This window comes from Actinomycetospora sp. NBRC 106378 (assembly GCF_030269685.1).
In the GTDB taxonomy this organism is placed as follows: Bacteria; Actinomycetota; Actinomycetes; order Mycobacteriales; family Pseudonocardiaceae; genus Actinomycetospora.
In genome coordinates, this window is sequence record NZ_BSTT01000002.1 from 851851 (window position 1) to 862664 (window position 10814).

10 protein-coding genes and 1 tRNA gene are annotated in these 10814 nt (G+C 74.4%); 7 read left to right on the forward strand and 4 right to left on the reverse strand.

Going from position 1 to position 10814, the window contains the following annotated elements:
• Nucleotides 1-8: 8 nt before the first annotated feature.
• Both QSK00_RS08375 and QSK00_RS08380 read left to right on the forward strand, forming a co-directional pair.
• Nucleotides 9-80, forward strand: a tRNA-Val gene (locus tag QSK00_RS08375).
• Nucleotides 81-313: 233 nt separating this feature from the next.
• Entirely contained in the window at nucleotides 314-1072 is a 759-nt protein-coding gene (locus QSK00_RS08380; protein ID WP_285589474.1) for a histidine phosphatase family protein, read from the forward strand.
• Here QSK00_RS08380 and QSK00_RS08385 read toward each other — a convergent pair.
• Nucleotides 1048-3420, reverse strand: coding sequence for an ATP-binding cassette domain-containing protein (locus QSK00_RS08385; RefSeq protein WP_285589476.1), 2373 nt, complete (start codon nucleotides 3418-3420; stop codon nucleotides 1048-1050). The two genes, QSK00_RS08380 and QSK00_RS08385, sit on opposite strands and share 25 nt — an antisense overlap.
• A gap of 147 nt (nucleotides 3421-3567) precedes the next feature.
• Between QSK00_RS08385 and QSK00_RS08390 the strand changes: the two genes are divergently transcribed.
• Nucleotides 3568-4752: an MFS transporter gene (locus QSK00_RS08390; RefSeq protein WP_285589477.1), complete on the forward strand. Its 1185-nt coding sequence runs from the start codon at nucleotides 3568-3570 to the stop codon at nucleotides 4750-4752.
• A gap of 50 nt (nucleotides 4753-4802) precedes the next feature.
• A complete protein-coding gene (locus QSK00_RS08395) occupies nucleotides 4803-5570 on the forward strand; it encodes a class I SAM-dependent methyltransferase (RefSeq protein ID WP_285589478.1) in 768 nt (255 codons plus the stop codon).
• A gap of 7 nt (nucleotides 5571-5577) precedes the next feature.
• Here the strand turns inward: QSK00_RS08395 and QSK00_RS08400 are convergent, their stop codons facing one another.
• A complete protein-coding gene (locus tag QSK00_RS08400) occupies nucleotides 5578-6789 on the reverse strand; it encodes a glycoside hydrolase family 1 protein (RefSeq protein ID WP_285589480.1) in 1212 nt (403 codons plus the stop codon).
• A gap of 49 nt (nucleotides 6790-6838) precedes the next feature.
• Here QSK00_RS08400 and QSK00_RS08405 point away from each other — a divergent pair, with 49 nt between their 5' ends.
• Both QSK00_RS08405 and QSK00_RS08410 read left to right on the forward strand, forming a co-directional pair.
• Nucleotides 6839-7681 carry an alpha/beta fold hydrolase gene (locus QSK00_RS08405; protein WP_285589482.1) on the forward strand — a complete coding sequence of 281 codons (843 nt, stop codon included), beginning with the start codon at nucleotides 6839-6841 and terminating at the stop codon, nucleotides 7679-7681.
• A gap of 58 nt (nucleotides 7682-7739) precedes the next feature.
• Nucleotides 7740-8438: an LLM class flavin-dependent oxidoreductase gene (locus QSK00_RS08410; protein WP_285589484.1), complete on the forward strand. Its 699-nt coding sequence runs from the start codon at nucleotides 7740-7742 to the stop codon at nucleotides 8436-8438.
• Nucleotides 8439-8444: 6 nt separating this feature from the next.
• On the opposite strand, the gene QSK00_RS08415 is transcribed toward QSK00_RS08410, so the two are convergent.
• The gene (locus QSK00_RS08415; RefSeq protein ID WP_285589486.1) at nucleotides 8445-8780 is read right to left on the reverse strand and encodes a hypothetical protein; all 336 of its coding nucleotides are present in this window, start codon (nucleotides 8778-8780) and stop codon (nucleotides 8445-8447) included.
• Entirely contained in the window at nucleotides 8767-9576 is an 810-nt protein-coding gene (locus tag QSK00_RS08420; RefSeq protein ID WP_285589489.1) for a ParA family protein, read from the reverse strand. Before QSK00_RS08420 ends, QSK00_RS08415 begins: the two co-directional genes overlap by 14 nt.
• A 417-nt stretch (nucleotides 9577-9993) precedes the next feature.
• On the opposite strand from QSK00_RS08420, the gene QSK00_RS08425 reads away from it, so the two are divergent.
• Complete coding sequence (locus tag QSK00_RS08425; protein ID WP_285589491.1) at nucleotides 9994-10377, forward strand: STAS domain-containing protein; 384 nt, start codon at nucleotides 9994-9996, stop codon at nucleotides 10375-10377.
• Nucleotides 10378-10814 lie beyond the last annotated feature (437 nt).

Below are 10814 nucleotides of genomic sequence, written 5' to 3' on the forward strand. Positions count from 1 at the left end.
CCGTCGAGGGGCGCATAGCTCAGCGGTAGAGCGCCGGCCTTACAAGCCGTCGGTCGCAGGTTCGAATCCTGCTGCGCCCACCCCTGCCCGCGCACCCGGTCGTCCGCGAGGGTGACGCCAGGCAGGTCCGGCGGTTCGTGAGGATGCCTGAGGTCCACCTCGCTGCGGGTCCGGACCCGCCGGGTCGGCGCGAGGGTGACGCCAGGCAGGTCCGAGGCTGCCCGGGCATGCCTGGCGTGCCCGTCGCGGCCGTGTTCGCCGGACCGCAACCGACGGGTGGAACTCCGCCGGGCCGGTCCGGCACGGTGGGGCGATGTACCGCGTCGTCCTCCTGCGCCACGGCGAGACCCACGGCTACCTCGGCGATCTCGGGCTGACCGAGCTGGGGGAGTCCCAGGCCCGCGACCGGGGGCGGCAGCTCGCGAAGGAACTCGCCGCCACCGCTCCGCCGGGGACCCGGGTCCGGTTCCCGCACGCCCCGACCGCCCGCGGCACGGCGACGGCGGTGACCCTGCGTGCGACCGTGGTCGAGGCGCTCGGCGACGACCACGGCCTGGTGCTCGGCGGGCTCGAGCCGGACACGCACTTCGACAGCCTGCAGTTCTTCCACGACGGGGCGGCGCGGGAGTCCTCCGGGGTCGCGAAGGACCGCCGCGCCCTCGACCCGGGCAGCGGCGCCGACCCGGACTGGGCGCTCGAGTTCGACCGCTTCGACACGAACTACGGCGAGCTGTCGAAGGCCGGCGGGCCGATCGATCGTTGGTTGACCTCCACCACGCTGCGCTTCGAGCCGCCCCAGATCGCGGTCTACCGGCTCTGGGCCGGGATCATCGCGCTCGCGGCCCGGAACGAGATCGCGCTGGTCAGCACCCACTCCGGACCGATGCGGGCGTTCGTCGCCGCGGCGATCGGTGGAGACCCGGGTGAGCCGGAGAACCTCGAGCCGGTCGAGATCACGCTCGACGGCCGGCTCGCCGAGGTCGTGTTCCGCGATCACCGGGTGGTGGTCGAGATCCCCGACCGCCTCCCACCGTGGATCGCCCCCGGCTACGTCGCGGGCGACCGCACGTAGTCGGCCAGGTGCTCGCCGGTCAGCGTCGACCGGCTCGCGACGAGCTCGGCGGGCGTTCCGGTGAACACGACCTGCCCGCCGTCGTGGCCGGCCCCCGGGCCGAGGTCGATGATCCAGTCGGCGTGGGCCATCACGGCCTGGTGGTGCTCGATGACGATCACCGACGTGCCGGCGTCGACGAGCCGGTCGAGCAACCCGAGGAGGGCCTCGACGTCGGCGAGGTGCAGGCCGGTGGTCGGCTCGTCGAGGACGAAGATCCCGCCCTTCGACCCGAGGTGGTCGGCGAGCTTGAGACGCTGCCGCTCCCCGCCGGAGAGCGTGTTCAGGGGCTGGCCGAGCCGCAGGTAGCCGAGCCCGACGTCGACCAGGCGCGCCAGCACCCGGTGGGCCGCCGGGAGCTTGGCCTCCCCGTCGGCGAAGAAGGCCTCGGCCTCCGCCACCGACATGCCCAGCACCTCGCTGATGTCCTGTCCGCCGAAGCGGTACTCCAGGACGTCCGCGGAGAACCGCTTCCCCTCGCACACCTCGCAGGGCACCGACACCGACGCCACGACCCCGAGGTCGGTGTCGATCACCCCGGCGCCGTTGCAGTTCGGGCAGGCGCCCTCGGAGTTCGCGCTGAACAGGGCGGGCTTGACGCCGTTGGCCTTGGCGAACGCCTTGCGGATCGGCTCCAGCAGCCCCGTGTAGGTGGCCGGATTGCTGCGCCGCGACCCGCGGATGGGGGTCTGGTCGACCACCTCCACGCCGTCCAGCCCGGCGACCGACCCGGTGATCAGCGAGCTCTTGCCCGACCCCGCGACGCCGGTGAGCGCCACCAGCACCCCGAGCGGGACGTCGACGTCGACGTCGCGCAGGTTGTGCGTGCTCGCGCCCCGGATCCCGAGCTGCCCCGTCGGCGTCCGCACCGCGTCCTTGAGCGCGGCGCGGTCGTCGAGGTGGCGGCCGGTGACGGTGCCGCTCGCGCGGAGCTCGTCGACGGTGCCCTCGAACCGGATGGTGCCGCCCTCGGTGCCCGCGCCCGGCCCGAGGTCGACGACGTGGTCGGCGATCGCGATCGTCTCGGGCTTGTGCTCGACGACGAGCACGGTGTTGCCCTTGTCGCGCAGCGCGAGCAGCAGCTCGTTCATCCGGGCGATGTCGTGCGGGTGCAGCCCGATCGTCGGCTCGTCGAAGACGTAGGTCACGTCGGTGAGCGCCGACCCGAGGTGGCGGATCATCTTCGTCCGCTGCGCCTCGCCGCCGGACAGCGTGCCCGACGGGCGCTCGAGGCTCAGGTAGCCCAGCCCGATGCGGACGAACGAGTCGAGGGTGTGCGACAGCGACTCCACCAGCGGCTTCACCGACGGCACGTCGATCGTGCGGACCCACGCGGCCAGGTCGCTGATCTGCATCGCACTCGCCTCGGCGATGTTCACCCCGCGGATGCGGGCCGACCGGGCCGCCGCGGTGAGCCGGGTGCCGTCGCAGTCGGGGCAGGTGGTGAACACGACGGCCCGGTCGACGAAGGCGCGGATGTGCGGCTGCATCGCCTCCCGGTCCTTGGACAGCATCGAGCGCTGGATCTTCGGGATGAGCCCCTCGTAGGTGAGATTGATGCCGTCGACCTGGATCCTCGTGGCCTCCTTGTGGAGCAGGTCGTCCAGCTCGCGCTTCGTGTACCGCGCGATCGGCTTCGCCGGGTCGAGGAAGCCGCTGCCCTTGAAGATGCGCCCGAACCACCCGTCCATCGACCAGCCCGGGATGGTGATCGCCCCCTCGTCGAGCGACTTCGAGGCGTCGTAGAGCGCGGTGAGGTCGAAGTCGGACACCGCTCCCCGGCCCTCGCACCGCGGGCACATGCCGCCGGTGATCGAGAACTCGCGGCGCTCCCGGACCTCCCGGCCGTTCTTCGTGGTGCTCACCGCGCCGGCGCCGCTGACCGACGCCACGTTGAACGAGAACGCCTGCGCGGACCCGACGTAGGGCTCGCCGAGGCGGCTGAACAGGATGCGCAGCATCGCCCCGGCGTCGGTCGCGGTGCCGACGGTGGAGCGCGGGTCGGCGCCGAGGCGCTGCTGGTCGACGATGATCGCGGTGGTCAGCCCGTCGAGGACGTCCACGTCCGGCCGCGCGAGCGTCGGCATGAAGCCCTGCACGAACGACGGGTACGTCTCGTTGATCAGCCGCTGGGACTCCGCCGCGATCGTGGCGAACACCAGGGAGCTCTTGCCCGAGCCCGACACGCCCGTGAACACGGTCAGCCGGCGCTTCGGCAGGTCGACGTCGACGTCGCGCAGGTTGTTCTCCCGCGCCCCGAGGACACGGATCCGCTCGTGCGTGTCCGCCGCGTGCGTGCCGATGCTCATCCGCTTCTCCCTCGCTCTGCCCGGTCCACCCGCTCGACCCGACCGGCCCCCGGAACGTGACGCGACACTAGCGAGACCCCCCGACATCCAGGGTCGAGCTCCGCTGCGCTCCGTCTCCCGCCGACAGCCACGCCTACGATGGGACGGATGCGGCGATCCGGGACGGCGGCCTTCGTCGCGGCGTCGGTCTCGCTGGTCGCCGTCTGTGCCGCCGCCGGGGTGCCGGCCCCGCTGTACGTCGTCTACGCGCGGACCTACGACATCCCGACCGTCGCGCTCACCGGCGCCTTCGCCGTCTACATCCTGCCGCTGCTGGTCGCGCTGCTCTGCTGCGGCAGCCTCTCCGACCACCTAGGACGACGACGGGTCGCGCTGCCCGCGGTGCTCGCCGGCGTCGCCGCCTGCCTCGTCCTCGCGACGGTCGACTCGGCCGCGCCCCTGATCCTCGGGCGCGCGCTCCAGGGCCTCTCGATCGGCCTCACGCTGAGCTCCCTCGGCGCGTTCGTGGTCGACCTCGCGCCCGCCTCCCGCCCGGGGGCGGCCGGGGCGGTCACCAGCGGCGCCCCACCCGGCGGCATCGCGATCGGCTCCCTCACCTCCGGCGCGGCGGTCCAGCTCTGGCCCCACACGGCGCCCGTCGCGTCGTTCCTGGTCATGGCCGGGGTCCTGACGGCGGCGGGCGTCACCGTCGCGCTCCTCCCCGAGACGTCAGGTGGCCGGCCCGGCGCCCTCGCCTCGCTGCGCCCCGTCGTGCAGATCCCGCCGGGCGCGCGTCCGGTGTTCCCCGCGGTCTGCGTGCTCGTCGCCGCGACCTACGTCCTCGGCGGCTTCACCCAGGCCCTGGCGCCGTCGTTGGCGGTGTCGGTGCTCGGCCGCCAGGACCTCTTCAGTGGGGCCCTCGCCGTCGGGGTCTTCCACCTCGTCGGCCCCGCCGCCGGCCTCGCGTCGAGCCGCCTGCGCGCGGCCCACGCCCTCACCGGCGGCGCGGCGGTGCTGGCGCTCGGCGTCGGGGGCTACGTCGTCGGCATCCTCGTCGCGAGCTTCGCGGTCTACCTCGCCGCGGCCGTCGTCGCCGGGATCGGGTTCGGCACCGCCTTCGCGGGCGCCATGCGGGTGCTGCTCGACCGGAGCCCGGCCGGGTCCCACGCGGGCACCCTCTCGGCGGTCTACCTGTACTGCTACCTCGCGGCCGCCGCGTCGAGCCTGCTCGCCGGGCTGGCGGTCGACGTCTGGGGGCTGGCCACGGTCGCGCTGGTGCTCTGCGGCGTGGTCGTGCTCATGGTCGCCCTGGGGGCCGCCGGCTCGGCGCGGCGGATGCGCTCCGCGAGCTGACCCGATCGAGGGCCGCCCGCGGGCGCCCCCGACCTGTCACCCTGGGCCGGATGACCGGACAGCTCGCCGACCACTACCGCCGGCTCGCCGCGACCTACGACGAGCACTGGACCTACGACCCGGAGTACGTCCGGGGATTCGCCCGGGCGATGGCCGGGGCCCTGCGGCTGCACCCGGGCGACGGAGTCGTCGACGTCGGCTGCGGCACCGGCCTGTACACCCGCCAGCTCGCCGACGATCTCCAGCCCCTGCGCCCGATCGCGGCCGTCGACCCGACGGCCGCCATGCTCGACCGCGTCCCGGTGTCACGGCTGCTGCGACCGGTCCTCGCGAGCGCCGAGGACCTCGCGTCGGGGCGGGTGTCCCTGCCGGTCCCCGGGTCGGTCGACGCGGTGCTGGTCAAGGAGGCGATCCACCACGTGCCCGACCGCGCCGGCACCCTGCGCGGCCTCGCCGGACTGCTCTCCGACCACGGCCGGATGCTGGTGGTGATGCTGCCCCGCACCATCGCCCACCCGCTGTTCGCCGCCGCGCACGACCGCTTCGAGGCCCTCCAGCCCGATCCGACGGAGATCGCCGACGCCCTCACGACGGCGGGCCTGCGCGCCTCGGTCAGCCGGCGCACGTTCCACGTCGCGATCGACCGCGAGCGCTACGTGCGCATGCTGGAGTCGCGGTACATGTCGGTGCTCGGCGAGTTCTCCGAGGCGGAACTGGCCGAGGGCATCGCCCAGTTCCGCCACGCCTACCGCGAGGAGCCGGTCCTGCGCTTCGAGGACCACTTCGCCTTCGTGACGGGGTGGGTCAGGCCGGCCTGACCCGTCGTCAGGAACCCAGCACCGCGAGGTCCCCGGTGCGGGCCACCTCCCCGAAGAGCTCCGCGCTGCGCCGCGGCACCCGGCGGAGCCCGTCGACGCGGTCGATCCCGACGAGCCCGAACGTCGGCCGGTAGCCCACGGCCCACTCGAAGTTGTCGAACGACGACCAGTACAGGTAGCCGCGCACGTCCACCCCGTCGGCGAGCGCGGACGCGACCTCCGCGAGGTGGGAGGCGAGGTAGCGGACCCGCTGGTCGTCGTCCGCCGTCGCGATCCCGTTCTCGGTCACGACGACGGGCAGCCCGGCCTCCGCGATCCGGCGCAGCACCGCACCGAAGCCGGCCGGGTACACCTCCCAGCCCATCAGCGTCGTCTCCGCGCCCTCCGGCGGGGGAGCGGTGAGGTCGGCGGCGGTCGCGTCGATCAGGGCCCGCGAGTAGTACTGCAGCCCGACGAAGTCGCCGACGTCGCCGCCCGCCCGCAGGTCGTCGAGGTGGGTGTCGACCATGACCAGCCGCGCCGCTGCGGCGGCCCCCTCGTCCGCCTCGTCGCCCGGGCGCAGCGGTTCGAGGTGCGGCAGGTGCAGGCACGTCCCGAGCTGCGCCGACCCCGGCCCGGCCCGCAGCACCTCGACGGCCGTGCGGTGCGCCTGCGCGAGGACGCCGTTCACCGTGACGGCCTCGGTGAGATCGTGGTGCCCGGGCGGGAACTGGCCGGACAGGTAGCACTCGCGGGCGACGATCTGCGGCTCGTTGATCGTGCAGACCCAGGGCATCCGGTCGCCGAGGGCGGCGGACACGACCCCGACGTAGCGGCCGAACACGTCGAGCGCGTCGGGCGCGAGCCAGCCGCCGCGGGCGGCGAACCAGCGCGGCAGCGTGAAGTGGTGCAGCGTCACGAACGCCGTCAGGCCGTGTCGCGCGAGCGAGTCGAGCACGCGCGCGTAGTGGTCCAGGGCCGCCGTCGAGAACTCGCCCTCGGCCGGCTCGATGCGCGACCACTCGAGGGAGAAGCGGTGCGCGTTCTGGCCGAGCGAGGCCAGCAGCGCGAAGTCGTCGTCGTAGCGGTGGTAGTGGTCGATCGCGTCTCCGGAGGGCTCGACGCAGGGTGAGGCCGGATCGTGCTCCCAGTCCCACCAGTCGTTGTTGACGTTGTTGCCCTCGACCTGGTGGCTGGCGGTGGCGCTGCCCCAGTGGAACCCCGGCGGGAAGATCGGCACGGTCGCCCACCCTGGCATGGTCGGTGTCGGCGCGGGGCATCCGAGGTCCATGGCCGACTACCGGCACTCCTACGTCGACGTGGGCGAGGTGGTCCTGCACGTCGCCTCGACCGGACCCGACACCGGCCCGCCGGTCCTGCTGGTCCACGGGTTCCCGCAGACCTGGTACTCGTGGACGCAGGTCGCGCCGCTGCTCGTCGAGGCGGGGTACCGGTGCGTGATCCCGGACCTGCGCGGCCTCGGCGACTCCACCCGCCCGCTGCACGGCTACGACAAGCAGACCCTCGGCGAGGACCTGGTCCGGCTCCTCGACGCCCTCGGGATCGACCGGTGCGCCGTCGTCGGACACGACTGGGGCGGGGTCGTGGCGTTCTCGATCGCGGCGCGGCACCCGGAGCGGGTGAGCAGGCTCGGCGTCGTCGACGTCGCGATCCCCGGCGACGGGCAGCCGAACATCTCCCAGGGCGGGCGTCGCTGGCACCACGCCTTCCTGGGCACGCTCGACCTCCCCGAGGCCCTCATCAGCGGGCGCGAGGAGGTGTTCCTGCGGTGGTTCTACGAGCACTACGGGCACCACCAGAAGGTCCTTCCCGACGATGCCGTGGCCGAGTACCTGCGCTGCTACACCGCCGCGGGCGCGCTGCGCGCGGGCTTCGAGCTGTACCGGACCGTCCCGGCCGACATCGCGGCGAACGAGACGCTGGAGAAGATCGACGTCCCCGTGCTCGCCGTCGGGGGCGCGACCTCCTTCGGACGTGGGGCCGAGGTCGAGGAGTCGCTGCGCCGCATGGCACACGACGTCACCGGCCACGTCCTCGCCGACTGCGGGCACTGGGTGCCGGAGGAGAAGCCGCGTGAGCTCGCGGAGCTGATCGTCCGACACCTCTCGTGACGCAGCCGGCGACGGCCGTGGCTCGCCGACCCACCGGGAGCGGGCTAACGTCGTCGCCGTGACGACAGTCCCTGACATGCAGCTGGGCCCGATCGGGGCGCTCCTCCCCGTGTCGTTCACCGACACCCCGCCGGTGGCGGCGCAGCGGGCCGCGGCGCGCCGCCTCGAGGCGGCCGGGTACGGGGCGCTGTGGGCGAACGAGATCCCCGGCAAGGACGCACTGGTGCAGGCCGCGCTGCTCCTCGACGCCACCGAGCACGTCGTGCTCGGCACCTGCGTGGCCAACGTCTGGGTGCGCGCGGCACCGACGGCGCACGCCGCCGCGGCGTTGCTCGCGCAGACGTTCCCCGGCCGGTTCGTCCTCGGCCTCGGAGCAGGTCACCCGGAGCAGGCCGCCGCCCTCGGACGGGACTACGGCTCGCCGGTCCGCACGGTGCGGGAGTACCGGACGGCGATGACCGCGACGCTCGCTCCCGACGCCGCCTACCCGTGCCTGCTGGCAGCCAACGGGCCCCGGATGCTGGCGCTGGCCGCCGAGATCGCCGACGGTGCCCTGCCCGCCATGGTGGAGCCGGCGTTCACCCGTGAGGCCCGCCGGGTGCTCGGCCCCGACCGGCTACTGGTGGTGCTGACCCGCACCGACCCGGACGAGGTGCGTGCCCATCACGCGGCGGGCGCGGACCACGTCATCGTGTCGGTCCCGCCGGGCGGTGATCTCGAGGCCGGCGTCGAGGCGTTGTGCGCGGTGCGTCCCTGACGACGGTCAGCGCTCCCGGGGCGGCCCCACGTCCAGGTAGCCGCGGATCGCGTCGCGGAGCAGGTCGACCACGGGCCGGCCCTCCTCGATCGCCCGGATGTGCAGCTCGTCGCGCAGTGCCCGGGGGACGCGTCCGGAGAGGTACACGAGCTCCTGACGGGTGGGCCGGCGCCCCCGGGCGGCCCCGTCCACGGGCATGAGCGGCCCGGGCGCGGGGGAGAGCATCGAGGTCGGCTCCGGTCGGCGGCGTTCCCCCGGCGGCGGCCCGGCACGACGACGGGGCGTCCCCGGCTCGGGCGCGGGACGTCCGGGCTGCGTCCCGCGGGGCTCAGACGGCGGCATCGAGCCGGACCTCCAGCTGGTCGGCGAGGGTGGAGAAGATCTCGACCAGGGGCCGAGCCGGGGCGCCCCGGGCCCGCAGCGGCTGCGCGGCGTCGATGGCCTCGGCGAGCACGGCCCGTGACGGCACGGGGGGCGACCAGACCAGCCCGCCGAAGGTCTCGGCCACCGAGTCGGTGTGCCAGGCGTGCAGGCCGCGTCGCCGGTCGTGCTCGTTGACGATCACCCCGGACACCGCGAGCTCCGGCCGGCCGAGGTGGCGGCGGTAGGCGGCGACGAAGTCGCGGACCCGGATGGCGCCCTGCAGGTGGTCGTACTCCGGGCGCAGCACCAGCACGACCGTGTCGGCGGCCGCCAGCCCGAGCTGCGTGAGGTGCCCGAGCGAGGGCGGGCAGTCCAGCAGCGTCACGTCGTAGTCCTCGGCGACGCCGGTGAGGGCGACGTCGAGCCGTTCGTGCGAGCCGAGCTGGCCCGCCTCCGCGACCCGGGCCTCGAGGTCGTAGCGGGCCGGCACGAGGTCGATGCGGGCGGCGAGGTCGGGGTCGGCGGGCAGGGTCCAGCGACAGCCGACGACGGCGTCCGCGGCGCAGCCCTTCTGGTTGGCCGCCACCACCTCGGCGGCGGTCACCATCTCGGTCAGGTCGGCCTCGCCGTAGCCCAGGCGCCGGGAGAGGTTGGCCTGCGGGTCGAGGTCGACCGCCAGGACCCGGCGTCCGCGCGCGGCGAGGGCCTCGGCGAGGTGGGCGATGGCGGTCGTCTTGCCGGCCCCGCCCTTGTTGTTGGCCACCGCGATGCGCATCGATCGTGCACCCCCGCCCCGACGTTCCCCGACCGGCGAGCCTGCTGGGTGCAGCGGCGCCGGACGAGCACAGTGACACCCGCGCACCGGTGCTCACAAGCACTCCTGCACACGTGCACGTGTGCACACCCGTTCCCTGCTCCGGGTGGGTCAACCGAGCACGTCGAGCGGCGTGCACCACACCCGGTCGGCGCAGCGCAGACGGGTGAACGGCCTGCGATGTTTCGTTTCCGGAGTGTTCCGGCCGCCCCCCGTCCCCTTCCGGACGCACGCGGCGCCGCCTATGGTCCAGCGACACCGATCGCGGCCCGGCGCCGCCGGGGCCGGGCCCCGCCGCCGCGTGATCACGGCGTCCGCACCACGTCACCACGGCGTGGCGACGCCGCCTGCGCGCGGTGACGACGAGGGGGAGCTGTGATGGTGATGAAGCCGGCCGCGCCACCGCCGGGGAGCCGCGCGCGGTCCGGGGGAGCGGCCGGGCTGACCACGGCACGGGAGGCACGCCCCGACGGCGTCGTCGTCCGGCTCCGCGGCGGCCTCCACGCCGCCACCGCCTGCGTGCTCCGCGAGGCGGTCGAGGGCGCGCTCGAGGGCGGGCCCTCGACGGTCGTGCTCGACCTCACCGACGTCGTCGCCGACGACGACCTCGGGCTCTGGGTGATCCCCGCCGTCGCGGGGGACGCCCACGCCCGCGGGGTCGCCTTCACCGTGGTCGCCCCGAAGCGGGCCCTGCGGAGCCGGCTGCGACGCCTTGGCGGGCGGCCGTTCGACATCACCGACGTCCGCCCGGCGGGGTGCTGAGCCGAACCGGGAAGACCCGGCCCGAGATCGAGCCGACCTGGCGTCGACCCCGCCCAAGATCTCGTTCCGCGGAGCGAAGTGTTCGCTGAGCGAGCACTTCGCTCCGCACGTGAGGATCTTGCGGTCGGGGCGGTCGGGGCGGTCGGGGCGGTCGGGGCGGTCGGGGCGGTCGGGGCGGTCGGGGCGGTCGGGGCGGTCGGGGCGGTCGGGGCGGTCGGGGTGGTCGGCCGCGTGCCGCGAGGTGCACGTCAGGCAGGAGCCGACGTCCTCGGGCCTGCCCCATGTGACCCTCAGTGTCAGGGTCGGTGGTGCCGCTGTTGCGGTGGTCGGGATCCTGGTCGTCGGTGCTCTGGCTCTCCATGTGACTGCCCCTGATGGGCCAGCGCGAGCTGTGCCGGGCACCGGCGGCCAGGCCGGCCGGCGTGACTTGATAGGAG

What these genes read in the sequence shown, in the direction of transcription:
- QSK00_RS08385 (WP_285589476.1), bottom strand. Translation starts at nt 3,420, where the DNA reads ATGAGCATCGGCACGCACGCGGCGGACACGCACGAGCGGATCCGTGTC.
- QSK00_RS08425 (WP_285589491.1), top strand. Translation starts at nt 9,994, where the DNA reads ATGGTGATGAAGCCGGCCGCGCCACCGCCGGGGAGCCGCGCGCGGTCC.
- QSK00_RS08415 (WP_285589486.1), bottom strand. Translation starts at nt 8,780, where the DNA reads ATGCCGCCGTCTGAGCCCCGCGGGACGCAGCCCGGACGTCCCGCGCCC.
- QSK00_RS08405 (WP_285589482.1), top strand. Translation starts at nt 6,839, where the DNA reads ATGGCCGACTACCGGCACTCCTACGTCGACGTGGGCGAGGTGGTCCTG.
- QSK00_RS08390 (WP_285589477.1), top strand. Translation starts at nt 3,568, where the DNA reads ATGCGGCGATCCGGGACGGCGGCCTTCGTCGCGGCGTCGGTCTCGCTG.
- QSK00_RS08420 (WP_285589489.1), bottom strand. Translation starts at nt 9,576, where the DNA reads ATGCGCATCGCGGTGGCCAACAACAAGGGCGGGGCCGGCAAGACGACC.
- QSK00_RS08380 (WP_285589474.1), top strand. Translation starts at nt 314, where the DNA reads ATGTACCGCGTCGTCCTCCTGCGCCACGGCGAGACCCACGGCTACCTC.
- QSK00_RS08395 (WP_285589478.1), top strand. Translation starts at nt 4,803, where the DNA reads ATGACCGGACAGCTCGCCGACCACTACCGCCGGCTCGCCGCGACCTAC.